This is a genomic window from Rheinheimera muenzenbergensis (assembly GCF_036984005.1).
Taxonomy (GTDB): domain Bacteria; phylum Pseudomonadota; class Gammaproteobacteria; order Enterobacterales; family Alteromonadaceae; genus Alishewanella; species Alishewanella muenzenbergensis.
Map to the genome: position 1 here is coordinate 426513 of NZ_JALAAR010000001.1, position 23312 is coordinate 449824.

Annotated in this window: 21 protein-coding genes; 4 read left to right on the top strand and 17 right to left on the bottom strand. The window is 49.4% G+C overall.

Annotated elements, in window-relative coordinates:
- Positions 1-2 precede the first annotated feature (2 nt).
- Both MN202_RS01955 and MN202_RS01960 read right to left on the bottom strand, forming a co-directional pair.
- Positions 3-986, bottom strand: a complete 984-nt coding sequence (locus MN202_RS01955; protein WP_335734400.1) for a tetratricopeptide repeat protein — start codon at positions 984-986, stop codon at positions 3-5.
- Positions 987-1086: 100 nt separating this feature from the next.
- A complete protein-coding gene (locus tag MN202_RS01960) occupies positions 1087-2493 on the bottom strand; it encodes an MBL fold metallo-hydrolase (protein ID WP_335734401.1) in 1407 nt (468 codons plus the stop codon).
- A 149-nt stretch (positions 2494-2642) separates the two neighbouring features.
- Between MN202_RS01960 and MN202_RS01965 the strand changes: the two genes are divergently transcribed.
- Positions 2643-3524: an LOG family protein gene (locus MN202_RS01965; RefSeq protein WP_335734402.1), complete on the top strand. Its 882-nt coding sequence runs from the start codon at positions 2643-2645 to the stop codon at positions 3522-3524.
- A 17-nt stretch (positions 3525-3541) separates the two neighbouring features.
- On the opposite strand, the gene tyrA is transcribed toward MN202_RS01965, so the two are convergent.
- From tyrA to ffh, 11 genes are all read right to left on the bottom strand, one after another.
- Positions 3542-4675, bottom strand: a complete 1134-nt coding sequence (gene tyrA, locus MN202_RS01970) for a bifunctional chorismate mutase/prephenate dehydrogenase (protein ID WP_335734403.1) — start codon at positions 4673-4675, stop codon at positions 3542-3544.
- A 1-nt stretch (position 4676) separates the two neighbouring features.
- A complete protein-coding gene (locus MN202_RS01975) occupies positions 4677-5735 on the bottom strand; it encodes a 3-deoxy-7-phosphoheptulonate synthase (RefSeq protein ID WP_335734404.1) in 1059 nt (352 codons plus the stop codon).
- 226 nt (positions 5736-5961) lie between these two features.
- Entirely contained in the window at positions 5962-6576 is a 615-nt protein-coding gene (locus MN202_RS01980; RefSeq protein WP_335734405.1) for a DNA-J related domain-containing protein, read from the bottom strand.
- A 56-nt stretch (positions 6577-6632) separates the two neighbouring features.
- Positions 6633-6992 carry a 50S ribosomal protein L19 gene (gene rplS / locus MN202_RS01985; RefSeq protein ID WP_335734406.1) on the bottom strand — a complete coding sequence of 120 codons (360 nt, stop codon included), beginning with the start codon at positions 6990-6992 and terminating at the stop codon, positions 6633-6635.
- Positions 6993-7014: 22 nt separating this feature from the next.
- Positions 7015-7803 (bottom strand): tRNA (guanosine(37)-N1)-methyltransferase TrmD, encoded by a 789-nt coding sequence (gene trmD, locus MN202_RS01990; RefSeq protein ID WP_418333799.1) that lies wholly within the window; start codon positions 7801-7803, stop codon positions 7015-7017.
- Entirely contained in the window at positions 7803-8330 is a 528-nt protein-coding gene (rimM, locus tag MN202_RS01995; RefSeq protein WP_335734407.1) for a ribosome maturation factor RimM, read from the bottom strand. Before rimM ends, trmD begins: the two co-directional genes overlap by 1 nt.
- 29 nt (positions 8331-8359) lie before the next feature.
- Positions 8360-8611: a 30S ribosomal protein S16 gene (gene rpsP, locus MN202_RS02000; RefSeq protein WP_027671544.1), complete on the bottom strand. Its 252-nt coding sequence runs from the start codon at positions 8609-8611 to the stop codon at positions 8360-8362.
- 150 nt (positions 8612-8761) lie between these two features.
- On the bottom strand, positions 8762-10336 hold the full coding sequence (locus tag MN202_RS02005; RefSeq protein WP_335734408.1) for a hypothetical protein: 1575 nt from the start codon (positions 10334-10336) through the stop codon (positions 8762-8764).
- Positions 10337-10422: 86 nt separating this feature from the next.
- Positions 10423-11349: a GAF domain-containing protein gene (locus MN202_RS02010; RefSeq protein WP_335734409.1), complete on the bottom strand. Its 927-nt coding sequence runs from the start codon at positions 11347-11349 to the stop codon at positions 10423-10425.
- Between the two features lie 110 nt (positions 11350-11459).
- Positions 11460-11846, bottom strand: a complete 387-nt coding sequence (locus MN202_RS02015; RefSeq protein WP_335734410.1) for a hypothetical protein — start codon at positions 11844-11846, stop codon at positions 11460-11462.
- 52 nt (positions 11847-11898) lie between these two features.
- Positions 11899-13266, bottom strand: a complete 1368-nt coding sequence (gene ffh, locus MN202_RS02020) for a signal recognition particle protein (RefSeq protein WP_335734411.1) — start codon at positions 13264-13266, stop codon at positions 11899-11901.
- 149 nt (positions 13267-13415) lie between these two features.
- Between ffh and MN202_RS02025 the strand changes: the two genes are divergently transcribed.
- Both MN202_RS02025 and MN202_RS02030 read left to right on the top strand, forming a co-directional pair.
- Positions 13416-14222, top strand: coding sequence for a cytochrome C assembly family protein (locus tag MN202_RS02025; protein WP_335734412.1), 807 nt, complete (start codon positions 13416-13418; stop codon positions 14220-14222).
- A 65-nt stretch (positions 14223-14287) separates the two neighbouring features.
- Positions 14288-15556, top strand: coding sequence for an HlyC/CorC family transporter (locus MN202_RS02030; RefSeq protein WP_335734413.1), 1269 nt, complete (start codon positions 14288-14290; stop codon positions 15554-15556).
- Between the two features lie 37 nt (positions 15557-15593).
- Here MN202_RS02030 and MN202_RS02035 read toward each other — a convergent pair whose 3' ends face one another.
- Positions 15594-16229 (bottom strand): transglycosylase SLT domain-containing protein, encoded by a 636-nt coding sequence (locus MN202_RS02035; protein ID WP_335734414.1) that lies wholly within the window; start codon positions 16227-16229, stop codon positions 15594-15596.
- Positions 16230-16316: 87 nt separating this feature from the next.
- Positions 16317-17912 (bottom strand): glutamate--cysteine ligase, encoded by a 1596-nt coding sequence (gshA, locus tag MN202_RS02040; protein ID WP_335734415.1) that lies wholly within the window; start codon positions 17910-17912, stop codon positions 16317-16319.
- 226 nt (positions 17913-18138) lie between these two features.
- Here gshA and MN202_RS02045 point away from each other — a divergent pair, with 226 nt between their 5' ends.
- Complete coding sequence (locus MN202_RS02045; protein ID WP_335734416.1) at positions 18139-19686, top strand: methyl-accepting chemotaxis protein; 1548 nt, start codon at positions 18139-18141, stop codon at positions 19684-19686.
- Positions 19687-19750: 64 nt separating this feature from the next.
- Here MN202_RS02045 and pssA read toward each other — a convergent pair whose 3' ends face one another.
- On the bottom strand, positions 19751-20602 hold the full coding sequence (pssA, locus tag MN202_RS02050; protein ID WP_335734417.1) for a CDP-diacylglycerol--serine O-phosphatidyltransferase: 852 nt from the start codon (positions 20600-20602) through the stop codon (positions 19751-19753).
- 118 nt (positions 20603-20720) lie between these two features.
- A complete protein-coding gene (gene clpB / locus MN202_RS02055) occupies positions 20721-23297 on the bottom strand; it encodes an ATP-dependent chaperone ClpB (protein ID WP_335734418.1) in 2577 nt (858 codons plus the stop codon).
- Positions 23298-23312 lie beyond the last annotated feature (15 nt).

Genomic DNA, 23312 nt, shown 5'->3' on the forward strand with positions numbered 1-23312 from the left:
TATCAGAGCAACTTTTTCAGCTCATCTTTTAATTTATCGTCTGTTGTTGCCGCCAGCAGCGGTTGCATTATGGCATTGGCTTTGGCTTTATCGTCGGCTAAAAGATGTAACTGCGCCAGACGAAACTTAGCCCAATCAATACGGGCTTTATCCGGCGTTTGTGCAAGATATTGCTGCATCGCTGCTATGCCTTCAGCTACTGCAGTTTTGCTTAGCACAGCAATTCTGCCCAGTTGATAACGGCTTTCAGCCTGGCTTGCAACAGCATCATCATCGGCTGCCGGTTGGCTTAGTGCCTGCTGCAGCGCACTGATGGCAGCACTGTAGTTTTCAACATGGGCAAACTGCATAGCACGCTGAAAATACAGCTCCGGCCTGGTACTGAGCAATTCAGTTTCGGCCAGTAGCTGCTTAAAGCTGGCGTCGTCGGCTAAATCAGACACTCTTAACTGCAGCAATTCGCCTTGTAGCTGATCCAGCTGTTTTAACTGCGCCACCAACTCTAACGCCTCGTCTCTATCGCCACCGGCGATGCTTGGTGCCTGGGCAAGAAAACTGCCCAGCGCTATATAGCTGCGAGGGTTTTCCGGCGCCAGTTTAAGCGCAGCTTCGTAGGCTTTTTTACAACGCTTGGCATAACCCAGAGCGCTGAACATACTGGCACTGCCAGCAAGGTTACAACTTGCCGTCGCGTACCAGTGTTGGTAATCAGCGTTGTTGGCATCATACTTAATAGCTTTTTCCAGCAACTCTTCAGCACGCTGCATATTCTGCAAACCGGCCTGGGTACGTCCCAGCAATGCCAGCAGCTGAGCGTCTTTAGTTTTCTTCGTCACTAACGGCGTTAACAACGCCTCGGCTGCCGCATAATCATTAGCCTGCCATAAAGCTTTAACCTCGTCGGCCAACACCTGAGGCTCAGCAGTATTAGCCTGCAATGCGCTGCTTAGCAACAACAGGCCAGAAAATAACAAGGGGCTTCGCATAAGTGCTCCGTAAGCGTTTGGCTGAATTAGTCAGCCAGCACTATAAAGCAGCCACTTGTGCCTGACCATAGGCCAAAAGTAACAAAATATATCCTACCGCTTACAGCGAAATTACATCACCTTGGGCCGGAATTTGCGCCTGTATACCCAGCTGCGCCAATTCCTGTTGCAGTGCTTGCTGCGCCTCTGGCTCGCCATGCACCAGATAGAACTGCGGCTGGCCACCTATCGCCTGCGCCCAGTCCAGCAGTTCACTCTGGCCGGCATGGGCGGAAAACCCCCCAATGGTATGCACTTTGGCTTTTACCACTATTTCCTGGCCAAACAGTTTTACCCGCCGCTCGCCGTCTACCAAACGCCGCCCCAGGGTGCCATAGGCCTGAAAACCAACAAAGATCAGGTGATTAGAGTTTTTCCATAAACTGTGCTTGAAGTGATGCACGATACGGCCACCATTGCACATGCCGCTGCCGGCAATAATAATAGCGCCGCCGCTAACGCGGTTTATCGCCATTGATTCTTCTACTTTTTCAGTCAGGCGCAGCATGGGCAGTAAATCCTGCAGTTGCATGCCTTTTTTAAAACCAATAGCCGCTAAGTCTTTTTGATCCAGGCAGTGCAGATAATCGTTGTAAATATTGGTAATGCTGATAGCCATCGGGCTGTCAAGAAACACCATGCGCTGTTTTAGCCGGCCCTGATGATGCAATAACGCCAGGTAATATAAAATTTCTTGCGAGCGGCCAAGCGCAAATGCCGGTATAAATACATTGCCACCATCTTTGTCAGCCTGTTGCAATGCATCAGCAAACTCATCTAGTGAGCTGTCCATATTTTGATGATTACGATTGCCGTATGTGCTTTCCATCAACACAATATCGGCCTGGCCTATGTCGGTAGGGTCATACATTAATACTGTTGCGGGGTTACCCAAATCTCCGGAGAACACTAGCTTGCGCATTGCCTGGCTGCCTTTTAACCACAATTGCACTATTGCCGAGCCAAGAATATGGCCGGCATCGGCAAATTCCAGCTCTAAGCCCGGTAGCGGTATAATGCGTTTTTTATAAGCTGCGGTAGCGCAAAGTTGCACCACCCGCTCTGCATCAGCAATTGATAACACCGGATCTTGCAGTTTTTTGCCGGCCCGCGCCGCCTTTTTGTTTTGCCACTCCAGATCCTTTAAATACAAATGCACCGAGTCTTTTAACAGTACCGGCAGCAATTCTGCCGTGCCCGGCGTACAGATAATCTTGCCGGTAAAACCGCGTGCAACTAGTAGCGGCAGCAGGCCACTATGATCGATATGCGCATGCGACAGTATTACCAGATCAATATCCTTTGGTTTAAAGGCAAAGCGGAACTTATGCCATTCGCGCACCTGATCAGCACCTTGCACCATGCCACAATCAAGCAGGATCTGTTTATTATTCAGACGGATAAGATAGCAGGAACCGGTAACCTGCTGAGCGGCGCCGATAAATTCCAGCGTAGCAGAAAGAGGCATGAGTAATATCCTTGTCAGTATCGTAGCTGGTGTTATACCGCATAGCGTGACGTTAAAGATTAGCCTATATCAAACAAGATGTTAGTTTTCACACTTTTGCTTTAAGCTTATTACAACAGCTATAACAGTGCGTTTTGGGAGAACAGATAATGGCATCGGATCCACATCAGCTACATCAACGTCATCTGGCGTCGGCACAACAGTCTGTTGAGGCGATAGCCAAATTGCAGCACCACAGCTCATACCGGCTGGCATTTGCCGACAATGAATTTTTAATGCAAGACGAGCTGCGCCATGTGCGTTTACAGTTAGAATACTTAAAACCGCAGTTAGTGCTGGAGCAGCACAACATTAATGCCACTATAGTGGTTTTCGGCAGTGCGCGGTTTTTATCGCCAGAGCAGGCAAAGACCGCACAAGCCCTGGCAGAACATCAGCTGGCTAACGCCGATACCGCAGAAAATAAACTAGCCCTGCAACGCGCCAATAAACAATTAGCAAACAGCAAATACTACACCGCTTCTCAGCAGTTTGCGGCGCTGGCCACCCGTTACAGCTGCTGTAACCCCAGCTGCGCTATGACTATTATCAGCGGCGGCGGGCCCGGCGTAATGGAAGCCGCCAATCGCGGCGCCATGGACGCCGGCGGTGAGAGCATAGGCTTAAATATCGTACTACCGAAGGAGCAGCAGCCAAACCCCTACATTACGCCGCAGTTTTGTTTTCAGTTTCACTACTTTGCTATCCGTAAAATGCACTTTTTGCAGCGTGCCCGCGCCCTGCTGGCCTTTCCCGGTGGCTTTGGCACCTTAGATGAGCTATTTGAAACCCTCACCCTTATTCAAACCAAAAAAGCCGAGCGGGTACCGGTTATCCTGTACGACCAGGCTTTTTGGCAAAAGCTGATTAACTTTGACATGCTGGTAGAGGAAGGGGTGATCAGCGCCTCGGATCTGGAGTTGATCCAGTACGCCGATACCCCAGAGCAAGCCTGGCAGCTGATAATGGATTATTACCAACTGCCCGGTTAACACACATCTGTTCACTGCTAACTGCGGCTATCTGCGGCTTTTTGCAGTAGTTGTTTACTCTCTTGTAAAAATTGGCCGGCCAGCTCACCAAAAAACTGCTGGCCTTTACCAAACTGCGCCATTAAGCCGGCTTTGTCTTTAGCTTGTAGCAGTTGCAGCAGAGCGGTAAAACGTTGCTGATAACGTTGCAGCAACGCTGCAACTTCGCAGGATGACAACATAATATCGGCATATAGCTCAGCATTTTGCGCAAACAAGCGCCCTACCATCGCCAGCTCCAGCCGGTATATTGGCGAGCTTAGCTGCAGAAGCTCATTAAGATCGGCGTTTTCATCGGCCAAATGCACACCATATACCAGAGAAGAAAAGTGGCGCATCGCCTGAATAAGCTGCATAGCGCTATCGTGCTCAGCCGCCTGCTTTACAGCCAATTCTGCGCCCCAGACATTCAGTTGCTTTAGCAGCCAATGGTATTGGCTTTCATCACGGCCGTGGCATACCACCACCACCTGCTTTACCAGGTTGGTAATATCCGGGCCAAACATAGGATGCAAGCCAACCACGGGGCCCTTGTGCTGCTGTAACATGGCGTTAAGCGGCTGTTGTTTAATACTGGTAATGTCTGCCAGTACACAGTTGGCTGCCAGCATTGGTAACTTATTAATCAGCTGAACGGTCAGCGTAATAGGTACCGCCAGCAACACCAGCACGGCATCGGCACAAATTGTTTCAGCCTCTGGCCAGTCTTGCTGCTCCAGCAGTGCCACCTCGTAGCCAGAGCGCTGAAACAGGCTAACAAAGCGGGCACCAAGCGCGCCAGCGCCACCAACAATAACAACCTTGCCACCGCCGTCACGGCAGCAAACAAAGCCACTTTCCTGGGTTTGGTAAGACTCACGCATAATGCGCCGCAGCACATCTTCGGTTAAATCGGCCGACACACCAAGCGCCTGAGCCTGTTCCCGCCGGGCCGCCAGCAGCGCTTGCTCGCGCTCGGGTACATATACCGGCAATGCAAACTGCTGCTTAATTTTACCAACCTGAGCGGTAACTTTAGCGCGCTGCGCCAGCAGCGCCACCAGTTGGCTGTCGATACTATCAATTTGCTGGCGCAGTGGCGACAAAGCCTGCGCCGCTTGCGAATTGGTCATACTAGGCCGCCGCTACTGCCGGTTGCATTTGCTGATGTAAACTGGCTAACAGTGTTGCCGTTGTGTCCCAGTCGATGCACGCGTCGGTAACCGATACGCCGTATTTAGCCGCTTTACCGTCAATTAGATCCTGCCGGCCGGCATGCAAATGACTTTCCAGCATAATGCCGATTATAGCGGCGTTGCCGGCCAGTCGTTGTGCCAGCACGTTTTGCGCTACCTCGCCCTGACGGTTGTGATCTTTGTTCGAATTACCATGGCTACAATCTACTACTATACCGCGTGGTAAATGTAATTTATCCAGCTTGGCCAATGCTTCACCAATACTGTGCTCATCGTAGTTTGGCTTAGCGCCGCCACGCAAAATAATGTGACCATCCGGATTACCGGCAGTTTGCACCAGGCTCACTTCACCACGCTGATTAATACCAATAAAGCTATGGCCACTGGCAGCGGATTGCAGCGCATTTAAAGCGATATTTAAGTTGCCGTCGGTGCCGTTTTTAAAGCCAACCGGCATTGATAAGCCGCTGGCCATTTCGCGGTGCGTCTGCGATTCAACGGTGCGGGCACCAATGGCTGACCAGCTGATTAAATCGGACAAATATTGCGGACTGATCGGGTCCAGTGCCTCAGTCGCGGTAGGCAACTGCATATCCACCATCTTCAGCAACAATTCACGGCCCCAGGTTAAACCGGTTTCCAGATCGAAAGAGTCATCTAAATGCGGATCATTAATAAAACCTTTCCAGCCTACGGTAGTACGTGGTTTTTCAAAATAGACCCGCATGACGATGTACAGACTATCTGCGTAGTCCAGCTGCAATTGTTTAAGCTTTTGAGCGTACTCAATAGCAGCAACGGGATCATGAATGGAACAAGGCCCGGTTACCACCAATAAGCGTTTATCGCGGCCATGCACTATATCGGCTATGGTGTTGCGCGCCTGCTGCACGAACTCTGCGCCCGACTCAGACAAAGGTAATACTTTTTTCAATACCGCCGGCGGACTTAACGGCTTTTCGGCCACTATGCGTAAATCATCTACTATTTTGCTCATGCTACAACTCCACCATAAAATTTATTAAGCATAGGTAAAAACGCCAAAGTTGCTAAGCACGCCCTTACGTAAACTTATCTATACACAACGTAATTTATTAAATACACTTTGCGCATAATAAAGATCAGGTCATCAGGCGTCAACCCATTGCAAGCCAATAAAATCAAGATGCCGATAAAAAAATCAGCAAGGAAAATTTCGTAAATATAAATGTACAAGGTGATAATCAGAAATGTTGTAACAACTGCTGATAGGCCTGGCGTAACAAAATAAATTGTTGCGGCTCCCCGCCGCGATCCGGATGCAATTGCAATGCTTTAGTGCGGTAGGCTTTTTTCAGCTGTTGCGGCGTAAACGCAGCGGGTAAGTTGAGTAAAGCCAGCGCTTCGTTGTGCGCCAATGCATTTGGTTGCACGTTTGGCCGTTGTAGCTGCTGCCAGAAAGCGTCCAGATGTTGGTCAAGTAATTGCTCTGTCATGGCATAGAAGTTCTGCCAATTTAGATAATAGTTTTGCCGGCTAATGTCTGTGTCAGGCGGCAAAGCGTCAGTTGGCGGTAGTAACTGCAGTTTGGCCAGGCCAATGGCTAAATAGCCGTAGCGCTGTGTCAGCCAGTGCTGCTGAATGCGGTATAACAAGTGATACAGCACAAAGTGTTGTTGAAAACGGGCAAGATCAGCACTTTGCAGCGTATCGCTGTGTAGCTTTAAGCCCAGCCGTGATAGCAAATACTGTTCTTCTATCGGGCTGTGCTGCGGCTTAAATGCCAGGATCAGGCTTTCCAGCTGGCCTTGCAACAAATTAAGAATGGCTGTGCTAAGCGGGGCTTGAGTGTCGGTCATAGCGTGCACTATGCCAAAAAGAAAAAAGGCCGACAAGTGTCGGCCTTAAAGGTAGCTTAGTTAAGCTTTTCGCGGATACGCGCTGATTTACCTGAACGATCGCGTAAGTAGTAAAGCTTAGCACGGCGAACGGCACCACGACGTTTAACGGTGATGCTGTCTACCATTGGGCTGTGCGTCTGGAATACACGCTCAACACCTTCGCCATTAGAGATTTTACGTACGGTGAATGCAGAGTGCAGGCCACGGTTACGTTTAGCGATAACTACGCCTTCGTATGCCTGTAAACGGGTTTTATCACCTTCTTTAACTTTAACCTGAACCACTACAGTGTCGCCCGGCGCGAACGCAGGAACGTCTTGCTTTAACTGTTCGTCTTCAAGCATTTTGATGATGTTTTGGCTAACTTTGCTCATAACAATCTCACTTTACCTGGAATTAACTGTCTTCTTGCTGCCCCGTCCGGCACTCTTGCTGATGTTCACGTTGGAATTCAGCCAGTAACCGTCGTTGCTCCTCAGTCAGAGCCAGGAGATTTAACATATCCGGTCGTCTAAGCCAGGTTCTCCCAAGAGACTGCTTTAAACGCCAGCGTCGTATATTTTCATGGTTACCACTCAGTAAAACTGACGGCACCTGTTTGTCTGATAACACTTCAGGCCTGGTGTAGTGTGGACAATCCAGCAAACCGGATGCAAAAGAATCCTGCTCTGCTGACTGGTCATGCCCCAGTACACCTGGTACTAAGCGCGACACTGCATCTATCAATGTCATCGCTGGCAATTCACCGCCACTTAACACGTAATCACCTATTGACCATTCTGCGTCAATTTCGCTTTCTATTACGCGCTCATCAATGCCTTCATACCGGCCAGCTACCAAAAGTAGCTTAGAATACGTCGCCAGTTCAGTAACACCTTGTTGGTCTAGCTTGCGGCCTTGCGGCGACAAATACACCGTGTGTACACCTTCACCTGCAGCTTGCTTAGCGGCGCGTATTGCGTCACGCAGCGGCTGCACCATCATCAGCATACCGGGGCCACCACCATAAGGCCGGTCATCTACAGTGCGATGCTTGTCCGTTGTGAAATCACGCGGGTTCCAACATTGCAACTGCATAATGCCCTGCTTAACAGCACGGCCGGTTACCCCATATTGCGTTATTGCCTGAAACATTTCCGGGAATAAGGAGATAACCCCTACCCACAGCTTAGTGTCATCCGGCATTAAAACGCGGGATCCCAGTCTACGATAATGCGACGCTCGGTTAAATCAACGCTTTTAATCACTGTATGCATTAAAAACGGCAACAACCTTTCTTTCTGACCAAATGCATCGGTACGGTTGGCTTTAACAACTAACACGTCGTTAGAACCCGTTTCCATCATGTCGGTGACTTCACCTAAGTGGTAGCCTGCCTCGTTTATTACTGCTAAGCCCATCAGGTCTTTCCAGTAATATTCGCCCTCTTCTAATGAAGGTAGCGCCTGGCTTGCTATGGCAATGTCAGCATTTACATAACGCTGCGCCAAGTCCCGATCATTGACACCGTCCAGTTTCGCTATCAGGCCATTACTATGGCGCTTCCAGCTGGAAACCTGCACTGGTTGCCAGTTACCCTGAAATTTAACTTGCCAGGGTGTGTAATCAAAAATCCCTTCCGGGAAGTCGGTGTAAGCGTTAACTTTAAGCCAGCCATTGATGCCGTAAACCGCACCAAATTTGCCAAGAACGACTAAATCTTTCTCACTCAAGCTGACTACTCCACACGACCGTTAGCTGATTAAGCAGATGCTTTTTCAGCAGTTTTTACCAGGTTTGCCACGCGATCACTCAGTGAAGCACCTTGTGCTACCCAGTGATTAACGCGGTCCAGGTCCAGACGCAGTTTCTCTTCAGTACCGCCAGCGATTGGGTTAAAGAAACCCACGCGCTCAATAAAGCGGCCATCACGAGCAAAACGGCTGTCCGCTACCACAACTTGGTAAAATGGACGCTTTTTCGCGCCACCACGTTGTAAACGAATAGTTACCATAAGGCCCTCTAATTTTATCGTTCAGGTTTTATCAAAAATAACAAAGCCCCCGGTTGGACCGAAGGGCTGCAGCATTTTACTGATTTAGGGCGCAATTGCAAGGTATTTCGCGGTTTACGCCCTTAGTGACGCAATATAATCACAGCTTAACTACTTGGTCCAGATTGCGGCAAAGCGGTGCACATTCAACCCATCTATACCGGAAACTACGTCAATGGCAAAACCCTGTCCGCCCAGCATATTAAAGTTATTTTGATAGGTTGCAGAGCTCTGGCCATGCCGTGCCTCCCAAGTTTTCAGCGGAAGCTGTGCAAATACCGCGCTGTAATTAACGTCCCCCTGATGCATATAGGATGTGACGTAAATGGGTCGCCGGCCTGCGGCTTCCTCAGTTAGCACTTTATTCTGATAGGCGGCAGAAGATAATTGCGAGCTTAAGGTCCAGCTACCTACCGGGTGTTTGTGATACAAGGTGGTATAACGACGTTCACCGCCACTGGACACTACCGACACACTTACCGGCCGCATACCTAAATCTTTGGCTTGCTCCATAACCTGCACATGCTGAGCATAGCTTAAGTTATGCCGGGCCAGCGTCGCTAAGGCTTTTTTCTCAAATATTACGCTGTAACGTGGCCCGCTCCCGGTAATGTGGCTGTCAACATGCACCGGCACAAAACCATCGGCAATTGCGTCATTAAATACTGCCTGATACGACGCAGAGCTACGGCCATGGTATGAACGCCAGCCAATGTTAGAGGGTTGCCACACCATATTGTAAAACACGTTACCGCTGACGTTATATCCGTCCAGCCAGCTGGGTTTAAAGCCAGAATCAGACAAATGGGTAAAGAGGCTCTGATACGCCTCAGCCTTTACTGCGTGGCGTGCATAGCGGCTGCTCACCGTGCGCGGAGCCCAAATCAGTTGCGGCCCGGCAGGGATAGCACTGCCAGCAAACCGCACCCAGGGGCCGCCGTAAGGTTTAGTGTTATCTGGCACGGTAGCAATACCGCGGCTAAAACTTATGGGTTGGCCTACGCCGCTACTGTTTTGCAAATGCACATGTAAATGTGGCCCGGTAGAACTGCCGCTATTGCCAACCCGGCCCAGATATTGCCCTTTACTGATAACTGCCTGCTGCGCCGGCTCCACACCGACATAAATAAACTCACTGTTACGCCCCTTCGGGGCCGGAAACAGACTGGCATTGTGCGGGCACAAGTCCTGGCCAATTGAGCCTGGGATCATATGAGCGTATAGCATCCGGCTGCCGTCATCATGCTCTACCCACAACATATTGCCTCCGCCGGGGATCAGTCCGGCTTTAAAGTCAGCATGTAACCATGGCCGGGTCACATCAGAATCAGCGGATAATTTCGGCCGGGGATTTTCCGGTGCATTGCGCCAGCAACCAACAACTCTGCCGGCGCGCATAGCGTAAACGGACTTACTATAAATGGTATGCTTGTTGTTCGTCGGCGCGGCGTCATAAACAGCCAGTGTAGTATTTACCGACGTCCAGCGTGAATTATCAAAATCATAACGGCGGCCACTAAAATCGTAGCCATATTGCTGTGACGTGGTGACAGCATGGTCCCGGGTGTAGATTTTTTCATTGTCAGTAAAATTTTGTCCTTTAAACGGCAAATCATACTGTACCGCTAAAGCCGGCATTGCCAGTCCAATGGCAGTTAAGGTTGTTGCAATTGCGAGCAGTTTCATCTGAGCCTCCTGTTTGCTACTTGTCCACTCGCCTTAAGTTTAACCAGCGACGCAAACACAAACTGCTAACAAAGTGCTCATTTAAATTAACGTAGCAACAATTCGGCTTGCCACAGTTGCTGCAACAGATGCTGCTGCGCCAGTTGCTGATGACGCCGCAAGGTGCTAAATGCCATGTAGTGTTGCTCGGCCAGAGACAACTGGTCACATTTTTCCAGATAACGGGCTGACAAAATGCTTCCCCACAACCGGGTAGCCGTTTGTTGCTGCATAGCGGTGATCGCATTAACAAGCTTTTGCTGCAGTGCCGCTTGTTGCAGTGCGGGTTCATTGCCCTCGTCACGTAACAACGCCATCTGTGCCATAGGTAAGGTTTGCCAGCGTTTTTCGCTGTAAAAATGCTTTAGCGCCTGCAGCACAGTACTGTTGAACTGCTGCAGCGACAGCCAATATTCAGAACAGACACTGGCTGTCGCAGCCTGGGCCACGCTGCGCCTGAAATAACGCCGGCGTTTGGCCATCCTCCGGCGTGCAGCCAGGTTTGCCAGCCGTGGCGCCAACATTGCCGCCAGCGCTTCGGTAAATTGCTGTTGTGCCGGGCCGAAAAAACCAACTTCGGCATGCTCTGCATCCAGTACGCCCAGTATTTCCCCCTGATAGACAATAGGCACGCTAAGCTCTGCCGAACGACAGGCGTCATCACAAATATAGCTGGGCATAGTGCGGGTATCAGCAATGCAAAGGCTTTGTGCCTGAAGCGCTGCCAGGCCAACCACACCTTCACCGTAACACAGCCGCAATGGCGACAATACGCCCGTACCGGGGGCAAACTTAGCGCCCGCCGCCGCCACCTGCTGAAGTTGCTTACCGGCGTTACTAAGATAAAGCACCTGATCCGGCAGTTGCAGCGCTTGCGCCAATAGCTCGCAGCTGCGCTGTGTAAGCGCAATGACATCGTCAATAGGGTCGATAATCTGAGAAATGTGCAATAACTGACTAAGAGATACCTGCATACAAAACCCTCCATGGTTTTACATACCGGAAACATACTCTTAAAGTCAGCAACAGAACAGAGCAATAATCGTCAGTTACTGTGAGATATTGCTGACATACTTCGTGGATCCTAACTCTCTACTTTTATGGATTCTCGTGTTTCCATCATCACAGTTTTATAATTGTGATAACCAATAAACGTCATAAAGCCAGCTACCCCGAAGCCCCAAGTTCTTGCAGCATAAAATAAAGCCAGTTCATTACTGCCATAGGGCAAGCCTATTGTGTGAAGAAAACCATCCAGAAAGCTGTTTTTTGCACCAACATATAGCATTAGAAACACGTTCGATGCCGCCAATGCAATGTAAAAGAGCAAAGTAACTTTGAACATCTGAGGGAAACACACTGCGATAACAAGCGGTAAAATTCCAAGCCAACCTGCTACAACACTACCCGTTATCACATAGACCAATGACACTAAGAAAATTAAAAATACTTTTGTTGATAGCTTACTCACACTATTCGTCCTTGCAAAAAGCCCTGTAATAAACAGGGCTTTTCATCTGAATCTAGCGCGGAGGTAACATGCCTGGCGGCATCTTGCCACCCATGGCGCGCATCATCTTCATCATGCCGCCTTTACCTGACATCTGTTTCATCATCTTTTGCATCTGGGTAAATTGTTTCAGCAGCTGGTTAATGTCCTGCACCTGAGTGCCGGAACCTGCAGCGATGCGTTTTTTACGCGAACCTTTTAATAAATCCGGAAACTCGCGCTCTTTGGGCGTCATAGAATTGATAATGGCTTCCATTTTTACAAACTGTTTATCGCCCATCTGGTTCATCGCGCCGGCCGGCAGGTTTTTCATACCGGGCAGTTTATCCAGCATCGACATCATGCCGCCCATACCGCGCATTTGCACCAGCTGCTCACGAAAATCTTCCAGTGAGAAGCCTTTACCCTTCATTACTTTTTGCGCCATCTTGGCAGCTTTGTCTTTGTCGACCTTAAGTTCCAGCTCTTCTATCAGGCCCAGTACATCACCCATGCCCAGAATGCGCGATGCCACCCGATCCGGATGAAACGGCTCTAAGGCATCGGTCTTTTCGCCGGTTCCCAAAAATTTAATGGGTTTGCCGGTAATATGCCGAATTGATAATGCCGCACCACCACGGGCATCACCGTCAGTTTTTGTTAGCACCACACCTGTCAATGGCAGGGCGTCATTAAAGGCTTTGGCGGTATTAGCGGCGTCCTGGCCGGTCATCGCATCTACCACGAACAGGGTTTCTATCGGTTTTACTGCGGCATGCAGGGCTTTAATTTCGTCCATCATGTCAGCATCGACATGTAAGCGGCCGGCGGTATCAACTAACAGCACATCAAAAATACGGGTACGGGCATGATTAATAGCCGCATTAACTATATCAATTGGCTTTTGCGAGATATCGCTGGGGAAAAACTCTACGCCAATATCTTTGGCTAAGGTTTCCAGTTGCTTAATCGCCGCCGGTCGGTACACGTCAGCCGATACCACTAATACTTTTTTCTTTTTACGCTCAGTTAAAAACTTTGCCAGCTTGCCAACAGAGGTGGTTTTACCCGCCCCCTGTAAACCGGCCATCAACACGACTGCCGGTGGCTGAGTGTTTAGTTTTAGCTCTTCATTGGCCTCGCCCATGGCTTCTTCTAAAGCTTTACGGACGATTTTCAGAAACTCCTGGCCTGGCGTTAAACTTTTGCTAACTTCAAGCCCCATGGCGCGTTCTTTTACGTTGGCGACAAAGTCACGCACTACCGGTAAGGCTACATCGGCTTCAAGCAGTGCCATGCGCACTTCGCGCAGGGTGTCTTTAATATTGTCTTCGGTTAAGCGGCCACGGCCAGTGATGTTTTTCAGGCTCCGGCTTAAACGATCAGAAAGATTTTCAAACATAGCGTTGCACTCAATAGTGGTAATGTTGCCGAGTATACCAAACCACAGCGCGCGCTGCAGCCGTTACGAAACTGTTGCCTTCGATGCTGGGCATCTGCTAAAAGTTGCAATACAATACCAAGCTCGCCTAACCAAAGGAATTGCTATTAATGTCTACCGGCTTGTTAACCACTCTGGCCTTATTTGCTTATCTGGTTGCCACCGGCTCGGTATTGCTGCGTATTTTCCATCCGCAGGGCCCGCACTTTAAAACCACCTTTACCGCCGCGGTAGCCGGTACAGTGCTGCATATGCTGGTGCTGGTGTCCATGTTGTTTGCCGGGCCCGGGCAAAATTTTAGTTTATTGAATGTCAGTTCTTTAGTGTGCTGGCTTATTACTGTTGCGGTAACTTTAACTGCACTGCGCACCCCAACTATTTTATTATTACCCGTGGTATATGGCTTTGCGGCGTTAATGCAACTGGCGGTTTTACTGTTGCCGCACAGCGTAACAGTGCAGCATTTTGAACACCACCCAAGCCTGATGTTGCATATATTGCTGGCGTTTATTGCTTACGCGGTGTTAATTATGGCTATGCTGTACTCTTTTCAGGTAAGCTATATCAGCACTAAGCTCAAGCAAAAAGACTTTAGTGCGGTAACCCGGCATATGCCACCGTTGGTACAGGCTGAAACATTGCAGTTTCGGTTACTGCTGGCCGGTACATTAATATTGGGGCTGGCGCTGTTAATTGGTGCGGTGTTTTTAGATAACTGGCTGGCAAAAGAAAACCTGCATAAAAATGTGTTTAGTCTGCTTGGTTTTGTGGTGTTTGCAGTTTTATGCTGGGGCCACGCCCGGCTTGGCTGGCGTGGCAGAGTCGCTAACCTTTTAACCATTAGCGGTGCTTTTTTGTTAACACTGGCCTATTTTGGCAGTCGTTTTGTGCGCGAAGTGCTGCTTAATACACTTTAATTCTTGACTCACCTGCCACTTCGTAATATCAAGTACAGGTGTTTGGCAATACAGGTATTTAACTCTTGGACGACATATCGACGGGTACGCTTTTTATTATTCTTGGCGTACTGTTATTCATATCTGCCTATTTCTCAGGATCAGAAACAGGCATGATGTCAGTTAACCCCTATCGTTTAAAGCATTTAACAAACGAAAATCATAAAGGGGCTCTGCGGGTCAGCGAACTGCTAAAACGGCCTGATCGGTTAATCGGCTTAATTCTGATTGGCAACAACCTGGTCAATATTGCGGCCTCGGCTATTGCAACCATTATTGGTATGCGTTTGTATGGTGATGTCGGCATTGCCATTGCAACTGTAGCGTTAACGATGGTGGTGCTGGTGTTTGCCGAAGTCACACCTAAAACCATTGCCGCTTTGCACCCGGAACGCATAGCCTTTCCCAGTTCAGCTTTGCTGACACTGTTGCTTAAAGTATTTTACCCGCTGGTTTGGTTGGTTAATTTTATTACCAACGGCATTTTATCTATGATGGGCATTAGCCCGGAGAAACACAGGGGCAACAGCTTAAGCGCTGAAGAGTTGCGCACTGTGGTGCATGAAGCCGGTGCTCTTATTCCTGAGCAACACCAAAGTATGCTGGTAGGTGTACTGGATCTGGAAAATGCTACCGTGGAAGATATTATGGTGCCGCGCAATGAAATTGTTGGCATTGATATCAACGACGAGTGGAAAGATATTGAGCGCCAGTTAGCCAATATGCAGTACAGCCGTATTCTGCTGTACCGCGACACCATAGATGATGCAGTAGGCTTTGTGCATCCGCGCGAGTTAATGCGGCTTTTAATTAAAGAGCAGCTGACTAAAGCGTCGTTGATGCGTGCCGTTAGCGAGATTTATTTTATTCCCGAAGGCACACCGTTAAATACCCAGCTGCTGAAGTTTCAGCGTACCAAAGAGCGCATCGGCCTGGTTGTTGACGAATATGGCGATATACAGGGCCTGGTAACACTGGCAGACATCCTTGAAGAAGTAGTGGGAGAATTTACCACCGATGTCAGTGACGACAGCAGCGAAGATATAGTGGCGCAGCCTGATGGTTCTTATCTGGTTGATGGCAGTATTAACCTGCGCGATTTAAACCGTGAAATGCAATTAGAGCTGCCAACCGATGGCCCGAAAACATTAAATGGTTTAATTCTGGAATATCTGGAAGAAATTCCGCAGGGCAAGTTAAGTATTCGTCTGGCCGGTTACCCGATGGAGGTGGTAGACGTGCAGGACAATATGATTAAAACCGTGCGCCTACTGCCTCACCTGAAAAAAAATTAATTAAAAAAACCGGCAGAGCCGGTTTTTTTTGTCTTACTTAACCAAAAAACAGTCGCCACAACCAACCGCGTTTTAAATCTTCCTCGCAGCCTTTAAGCTGTGAAGCATAAGCTTTGGCCCTGCTGTCTACCCGCTTTGCAGTGCTAACCAGCCAGGCTTTTTTGTGGTAGCTGCCACGCTTATAGCCTCCCCAGCCTTCATGGTAGTTAAGGTACTGCGCATAGGCATCCCATTTCGATACCCCATTTAGCCGCTGGCTTTTATCGACAAACCAGCCAATAAAGTCGATGGCATCGTCAAAATTGTCCCGACTGGCCCAGAAGCGATCTGCTTCTTTAACATATTCATCCCAGGTGACGGTTTTCGCCTGTGAGTAACCGTAAGCACTACTGGCACGGCCATAGGGTATAAAGCCAAGAAACCAGCGCATCGGCGGCTTAGCATTGTGCTTAAAGCTGCTTTCCTGATACATGATGCTCATTGGTACATGGATGGGCACGCCCCATTTATCCCGTACTCGGGCTGCAGCATGGTACCAATCACGGTGTTCAGCGAATATTTGACAGATATCAGAGCTGTTTTTTGGTGGCGGGGTTGCACACCCCGCTAACATGCCGGCGCTTAATACGGCGATAGCAAGTGGCTTGTATAAATTTTGAACTTTTCTCATCATGCTTATTCTAACCACTCGCATGGATGCAACCAAGTTTTTTGTTTTCCCTGGATATACCGTTACGGCTACCTGTTGGTAGCCGTTTTTTTATCCGGTGCTTTTGTCGCATGCCGGCACTTCAGCATAATATTGTGCTATGTATTGCTCAAAGCTAACCGTATCCTGCAACTCTATTTGCTGCTGGGCCTGTATCGATAAAGCAGCAGCTTCGGTAAATTGCTGTTCATTATAATATTGATAAGGTTGCTGCATAAGCTGCTGGCGATATTGCGCCGATAACTGCAGTAATACACTGCCGTTATTTTGCTGTGAGGCCATTAAGCTATTGAGTAACTTACCCGAGTAAGTTTGCGCCGGGTCCAGCAAGGACAAATAAAACTGTTTTAACGCGCCGCTGTATTTACTGTGTTGATGCGCCTGATCCAGATAGTGCGCCACCGGCATCATGTCGGCAAACAGTTGCTCTGCCCAGTCCTGCATTAAACGCGGCTGCCCATCACATAACAAATCCAGATTACTGCGCCGGCCATCGGTCACCACCTTTTTCAGGTTTTGCTCGGTCACCGTTTGCTCAGCGGCTGATAAAGCCGGGCTGTCCTGCAGCAAACAGTACAGCAAAAATACATCGAGAAAGTACATTTGCTCGGCAGTGATCCCTATTGGGCTGAACGGATTAACGTCCAGACAACGCACTTCGATATATTCCACACCGCGTTTGGCCAGGGCACATGTTGGCCGCTCACCGGACTGGGTTGTGCGTTTGGGCCGGATGGTAGAGTAAAATTCATTTTCTATTTGCAATACGTTGGCATTAAGTTGTTGGTACTCGCCGTCAACTTTAACGCCAATATTGCGATACTCTTCAGAGGGCATACTAATAGCGGCATGCAGACCACTAATATACTCAGGCAAACTGTTGTAGGTCACGTTAAGGCTGGACTGTGCACTGTTGGTATAGCCCAGATCACTCATCCGCAGTGACGTCGCATAAGGCAAATATAAGGTGCCCTTACCCAACAACTGAAACGGATAGCGGCTGGCGCGGCCTTCTAAAAAAGATTTACACATCGCCGGTGAAGCACCAAACAGATACACCAACAACCAGACATTGCGTTTGTAGTTACGGATCAGCGCCAGATACTGCTCTGAGATAAAGTCCTGCAAGCTGTTGTTGTCAGCAAGCTGTTGCTGATACAACTGCCAAAAACTGTCCGGCAGGGAGAAGTTAAAATGCACGCCACTAATGGCCTGCATCATGCTGCCATAGCGGTTATGCAAACCTTTGCGGTACAGGGTTTTCATCCGGCCAACATTAGAGCTGCCGTACCGAGCGAAAGGGATCTGCTGCTGATCACTGATAAAACACGGCATACTGGCCGGCCATAACTGCTCGTCAGACAGATTACTGACGGTAAAGTGATGGATATCCGCCAGCTGCGCCAACGTCGTTTCAATGCTGTCACTGACCGGCGTAATAAATTCAAGTAACGACTCAGAAAAATCGGTGGTGATCCACGGATGCGTCAATGCCGAGCCAAGCGCCTGATGATGCGGAGTTTGCGCCAGGGTGCCATCGGCATTTACCCTTAAGGTCTCGCGCTCTATACCGTGCAAAATACCTACAATAGCCTGAGGATGTGTAGCTGACAGCTGAGCCAGCCGTTGTTGAAGAAGTGAACCCAAGTTATTTCCTTAATCGGTAAGGGCATCCGGCAGAAATTGGGGCGCCGGCGCAAACTTCAAGAGCGAAGCTTAATTTAGCCTGCAAATAAGCGTTCAACAATATCAAATCCGTTGTCCGGCTGCCATGTTGGGACGAAGCAGTATAGTGCTGGCTGAAAAATTCCCTGTTATAGGTTACACTTAGCGCTGTTCGCTAACTGGCAATACCTCTGAATAAGTAGACAACATGAACCGTCGCAATCAAGATCTCATTAATGAAGAAGTCCGTTTTACCGCCGAGCAGGAACTGGTATCCACCACCGACTTACGTGGCGTTATCACTTACGCCAATCCGGCATTTTGTCAGGTAGCTGGCTTTAGTGCCGAAGAACTGCTGGGTAAAAACCACAATCTGGTACGTCACCCCGACATGCCACCGGCTGCCTTTGCTGATTTGTGGCAAAAACTTAAACAAGGCCAGTCATGGCGCGGCCTGGTTAAAAACCGCTGTAAGGACGGCCGCTACTATTGGGTTGATGCCTTTGTTACTCCTATTTATGACAATAACAAGCTGGTCGGTTATCAGTCAGTGCGGGTAAAGCCTGATGCGCAGATGGTACAACGGGCACAAGCCAGTTATCCGGCAATGTTGCAAGGCAAAACGCCATCTGACTGGCGCAGTCGCTTTGGTTTAAAACGCGCGGTAGCCGCGTTGCTGACACTGGCACTGCTAAGCATTGGCAGCATGTGGTTTGGCTGGCACTTTTTGCTGGCCGCTCTGTTGCCGCTGGTATGGTTTATCTGTTGCTACGATGAATTATGGTTAATACCGGCGAAATTGCAGCAGGCGCGCAGTAATTTTGACAGTGTATCACGCTGGATATATTCAGGTTTTGGCCCTTACGGTATTGCTGACTTTCAGCTGAAAATGGCCCAGGCCAGACTACGCACTGTACTTGGCCGCACCGCAGACAGCACCCATGCGCTGAATATTATCGCTGAAACCCAGGGCGAAGCCGTGCGCATGACGGAGCAAGGCATACATCAGCAACACGATCAGCTGCGCAGTATTGTCACCGCGACTACTCAGCTGTACAGCACAGTGCAGGACATTGCCGGGCGCACGCAGCAAACACACCAGCAGGTTAATGACACCCACAAAATTTGTGAAACCGCACAACAGGTTATGCAGCACACCGCCGGCACCGTACAAAAGCTGGCCTCGGAAGTTCAGGGGGCAGCCGCCACTGCGGATAGCCTGGCGGTTGAAGCCGAGCGCATTGGCGTAGTGATGACAGAAATTCAAGGCATTGCTGACCAAACCAACCTGCTGGCGCTAAATGCCGCTATTGAAGCCGCCCGCGCAGGCGAACATGGCCGCGGCTTTGCTGTAGTAGCAGATGAAGTGCGGGCGTTATCATCACGCACCCATAAAGCTACCGAGCAAATTAAACAGTCTATTGGCGAAATCCAGCAAACGCTGCTCAGTTGGGGCCAGGTTATGCAGCAAAGCCGGCAGCAGGCTGACAGCTGTGTAGTTGAAACCCAACAAAGCCAGACACAACTGACGCAAATCTCCACCATGATCGATCAGATAGCACATCTGTCATCGCAAATCGCTACCGCCGCCACTCAGCAAGGCGCTGTGGCTCACGATGTACAACAAAATGTCAGCCATATTCAGCAGATTGCAGAATCAAATCTGGCTAATATTGCTGTGGTTGCAGAAAACAGCAAGGCTCTGCAACAAAAAACCGGCCAGATAGCCGGTTTAAATAAAAGCTTCGGTAGCTAAGCCACAAAACTACGTCACAAAAACTACGCCATAAAAACAACCCCGCAAGTGCGGGGTTGTTTTTTCAGGGGGTTTTATCGACAGAGCTGTCATCGCGTTGCGGTTGTGCCTCAGTAGATGACTTGCTATCAGTACCGTCTACATCAGTAAAGTCAGCATCGTCCGAGTCGCCCACTACATGTTCCAGCTTTAATTTACGCACACTACGGATTGTCGTAACCGGCCCCGAGCAGGCATAAATAAAGAAGATACCAAACAGCATTTCTGCCGGGCGCGAAGCAATAACAACAAACACCAGCAACACCATGAGTATGGTCAGAAACGAGACCCGATCACGCCAATTTAAATCTTTAAACGAGTTGTAGCGGAAATTACTTACCATCAGTAAACCAGATGCGATGGTTATCAGGCCAACCAGATAACCAATATTGTCACCATTTACCTCATAGATACTGCCGGTCCATACCATACCGGCAATAATACCGGCTCCGGCCGGACTGGCCAGCCCCTGAAAAAACCGACTGTCGGTTACGCCCAGATTGGCATTAAAGCGCGCCAGACGCAGTGCGGCGCAAGCTACATAAACAAATGCAGCCAGCCAGCCAAATTTGCCATAATCGGCCAGCCCCCAGTTATAGGCCACCAGCGCCGGCGCCATACCAAAGGCCACCAAATCCGACATACTGTCGTACTGGGCGCCAAATTCACTCTGGGTATTGGTTAAACGCGCCACCCGGCCATCCAGGCCATCAAAAATCATGGCGATAAAAATTGCCACTGCTGCTGCTTCAAAGCGGCCATTCATCGAGGCAACTATGGCAAAGAAACCTGAAAATAATCCGCCAGTTGTCAGTAAGTTAGGTAGTAAATAAATGCCCTTGCGCGGACCGCTATCGTTGGTTTTAGGTTCTGTCATATCATACTTCAGTAGAGGAAATTGCTTAAGATTATAAGTGACATACCTTAGCATGCATAGCCTGTAAGCCAAAGTGACCGCCGAAGCGGTCACTTTTATTTAGCCATTATGCTGATACTCAGTGGCTGCTTACGACAAACTCTCTGCCGTCATGGTCCAGTTGTATCGTGCTGCCGGGTACGACGTCACCTTGCAATAACGCCTGAGCCAACGGGTTTTCCAGATGTTGCTGGATAGCCCTTTTCAGCGGCCGGGCACCATACAGCGGGTCAAAGCCCACTTCGGCCAGTTTATCCAGCACCGCATCAGTAATATCAAACTTATACTGCCGCTCTGCCAGTCTCTGCTCCAGCCGTGCCAGCTGAATTTTGGCAATGCTGCGAATTTGCCGGTTATCCAGCGGATGAAACACCACAGTTTCGTCCAAGCGGTTTAAAAACTCCGGCCGGAACTGTTTACTCAGCACGCCCATCAGCATGTCTTTCATTTCACTATAACTGTATTCGCGATAGTGCTCCTGAATAAGATCTGAGCCCATGTTCGATGTCATAATGATTACGCAGTTTTTAAAATCAACGGTACGGCCCTGACCATCGGTTAAACGACCATCATCCAGCACCTGCAACAGGATATTAAATACATCCGGATGCGCCTTTTCGACTTCATCAAGCAGTATTACCGAATAAGGCTTGCGTCGTACCGCTTCAGTTAAATAGCCACCTTCTTCATAACCGACGTAGCCTGGTGGTGCTCCCACTAAACGCGATACCGCATGTTTTTCCATAAACTCTGACATATCAATACGCACCATCGCATCGGGGCTGTCAAACAGAAAACTGGCCAGAGATTTAGTCAGCTCAGTTTTACCAACACCGGTTGGGCCTAAAAATAAGAATGAACCGATCGGTTTGTTTGGATCGGCCAGGCCGGCACGGGAGCGGCGAATCGCATGTGATACAGCGGTAACAGCTTCATCCTGGCCGATAACTTTTTCGTGTAATGCCTGTTCCATCCGCAGCAGTTTGTCACGTTCGCCTTCAAGCATTTTACTGACCGGTATACCGGTTGCTTTAGACAGAACATCAGCAATTTCCTGCTCAGTAACTTTGTTACGCAGCAGGGTATTTTCATGCATTTCGGCCTGGGAGGCTAAATCGAGCTTTTTCTCCAGTTCAGGAATGCGGCCATATTGCAGCTCTGACATGCGCTGCAAGTCACTGACACGGCGGGCCACTTCCAGATCTAACCGGGCTTGCTCCAGTTCAGCTTTAATATTTTGCGTACCTTGCAAGGCAGCCTTTTCCGACGCCCAGACTTCATCGAGCTCATTGTACTTAGCGTCCAGCTCGCTGATTTGCTCCTGAATAATATCGCGGCGTTTTTTCGTCGCCTCGTCGGTTTCTTTGGCTAAAGCGTTATCTTCGAGCTTCAACTGAATAATGCGCCGCTCCAGCCGGTCCAGCTCTTCCGGTTTAGAGTCCATCTGCATGCGAATGCTGGACGCCGCTTCGTCAATTAAGTCGATAGCTTTATCGGGCAACTGCCGGTCTGACACATAACGATGCGACAAGGTCGCCGCTGCAACAATGGCAGGATCAGTGATCTCTACGCCATGGTGTAAGGCATAGCGCTCTTTTAAACCGCGCAATATGGCGATGGTATCTTCTACGGTCGGCTCACCGACCAGCACTTTTTGAAAACGCCGCTCTAATGCTGCATCTTTTTCAATGTACTTGCGGTATTCGTCCAGCGTCGTGGCGCCTAAACAGTGCAGCTCACCGCGCGCCAATGCCGGTTTTAGCATGTTACCGGCATCCATAGCGCCATCGGCTTTACCGGCGCCAACCATGGTATGAATTTCATCAATAAATAAAATAACCTGGCCTTCTTCTTTGGCCAGCTCATTGAGCACCGCTTTTAAGCGCTCTTCAAATTCGCCACGGTACTTGGCCCCTGCCAGCAATGAGCCCATATCCAGCGACAGCACCCGCTTGTCTTTTAACCCTTCGGGTACTTCTTTATTAACAATGCGTTGTGCCAGCCCTTCGACAATAGCGGTTTTGCCTACGCCCGGCTCACCAATTAATACCGGGTTATTTTTAGTGCGCCGCTGTAATACCTGAATACAACGGCGGATTTCCTCATCGCGGCCAATAACCGGATCCAGCTTGCCGGCTTCAGCCCGGGCGGTTAAATCAACCGTGTACTTGGTTAGCGCCTGCCGGGTATCCTCAGCGTTAACATCATCAACTTTCTGCCCTGCCCGCATTTGCTCTATTGCCGCTTCAACACCGTCTTTGGTTACACCCAACAAGCGCAATATTTTGCCCAGATCAGATTTATCCTCAGTGGCAGCCAGCACAAAGAGTTCGCTGGAAATAAACTGATCTTTACGTTTTTGCGCGAATTTGTCGCACTGCTGCAATAACTGGGCAGTGGCCGGTGACAACTGCAGATTGGCGCCTTCACCTTCTACCCGCGGCAAACGGTCAATGGCCTGGCTGACTTTAGAACGCAGCTCGTTAAAGTTAATCGCCAGTTTGTTTAGCAGCTCACGTACTGTGCCGCCTTCCTGATTCAGTAAGGCAAACATTAAATGCACCGGTTCGATATATTGCTGATCGCGCCCCAGTGCCTGCGACTGCGCATCGGCAATGGCTTCCTGAAACTTACTGGTAAATTTATCCAGACGCATAGTTTGCTCCTATAG